The sequence below is a fragment of the Mesorhizobium sp. M7A.F.Ca.CA.002.09.1.1 genome, assembly GCF_003998555.1.
In the GTDB taxonomy this organism is placed as follows: Bacteria; Pseudomonadota; Alphaproteobacteria; order Rhizobiales; family Rhizobiaceae; genus Mesorhizobium; species Mesorhizobium ciceri.
Window position 1 is genome coordinate 1 of the sequence record NZ_RZRR01001182.1, and the last position, 1,387, is coordinate 1,387.

General features: G+C 64.5%; 2 protein-coding genes. Both read right to left on the reverse strand.

The window, feature by feature from the left end:
* Positions 1-27: 27 nt before the first annotated feature.
* The gene (locus tag EN994_RS31565; protein ID WP_245466143.1) at positions 28-861 is read right to left on the reverse strand and encodes an alanine racemase; all 834 of its coding nucleotides are present in this window, start codon (positions 859-861) and stop codon (positions 28-30) included.
* On the reverse strand, positions 861-1,387 hold a 527-nt coding region (locus tag EN994_RS31570), incomplete at its 5' end, for a D-arabinono-1,4-lactone oxidase (protein ID WP_281060220.1). The genes EN994_RS31565 and EN994_RS31570, both read right to left, overlap by 1 nt.

Sequence of the window (1,387 nt, forward strand, 5' to 3'; positions counted from 1 at the left end):
GCCTAGCAGGCTTCCAGCCGGCGGCCTTCATTGCCACGCCGATCCTGAAAGTGGTCGAGCCGATGCTGCCTGGCCCGCCGGCTGGAAGCCTTCTAGGCCTGGCGTATCGAAGTCGCTGGGCAGCACGAAGGCCGCGCCCATCGACACTTCATTGGCCGCGCCGCCACGATGAAGCAGCGCGGTCTTGCTGCCGCCGATGTTGAGGATACGGCGCTGGTCGGCGCCGAGACAGGCGACGAACGCCGCAGCCTGCGCCGACGCCTCCGCCAATGCCTTTGCCGGTCCGCCGAAAAGGCCGGGAATGAGCGGCGCATGCGCCTCGTAGGCCATGACGCCTTCGCAATGCAGCCGGGCCGGCAACGCGCTCAACGCCTTCGACAAGGCCGCGGGATCAGCAAAGCCGCCGCGATGCAGCCCGACATCGATCTCGAAAGCGATGCGCAGGCCGATGCCGAGTTCGTCAGCGAGAGCACCGTATTCCGCCAGTCTCTCCTCGCTGTCGATCAGCCAGCAGACACGCGACCAGTCGGCATCACCCTTCACCAGCGCAGCCCTTGCCGCACCGATCGGCATCGGCTTGCCGTAGAGCAGATCGGCATCCGGAAACGCCTTCAGCACCGCCTCGCTGATCGGCGGGTGGAAGGTCATGAAGCGCTCATGGCGAAGCGCCTTGCCTATATGCGCAAGCAGCGGCAGGCAGGCGAGCGATTTGTCGACCAGCCGCACGGCCAGGCCGGGATCCAGCCTCCCTTTTACCAGGGCAATGTTTCCGTCCAGCCGATCGCGGTCGAGCAGCAGGCAGGGTCGGAAGATGCCGGCGGTCTTCAGCGCATCCGAGAGGGTGGAAAAATAGGTGCTCATCATTCGATGCCGAACAGGCCGGCCATGTAGGGCGACACGAAGCGGTTTTCCGGATCGATGTCGCGGCGCGCCGCCATGGCATCGTCCCAGCGCGGGTAGAGCTTTTTCAGCTCCGCCGCTTTCAGGCTGTGCATCTTGCCCCAATGCGGCCGGCCGCCATATCTGCGGAAGATCGGCTCTGCCGCCCGCATGAACGGCAAAGGATCGTTCGCGGCGTCATGGTGGATGGCGATGGAGCAGGTCAGCCTGTTGTAGAATGGCGAAAGCCAGAACTGGTCCGGCGCGACCGAGCGCACCTCCATCGGGAAATAGACCTCGGGAAAGCGCTTCTCGGTCAGCTCGATGATCTCGGCCAGCGCCTTCGGCCCTTCCTCGAACGGCAAATGATATTCCATCTCGTTGAACTTGGTCTGCCGGTCGCTGGCATAGACGTTGAGCCAGTCCTGCACGTAGTCCTCGGCGGGAAATTTGGCGGCCGCCGATCGGATCAGGCGGCCACGCAGCGATGGCAGCCAGGCAAGTGAAG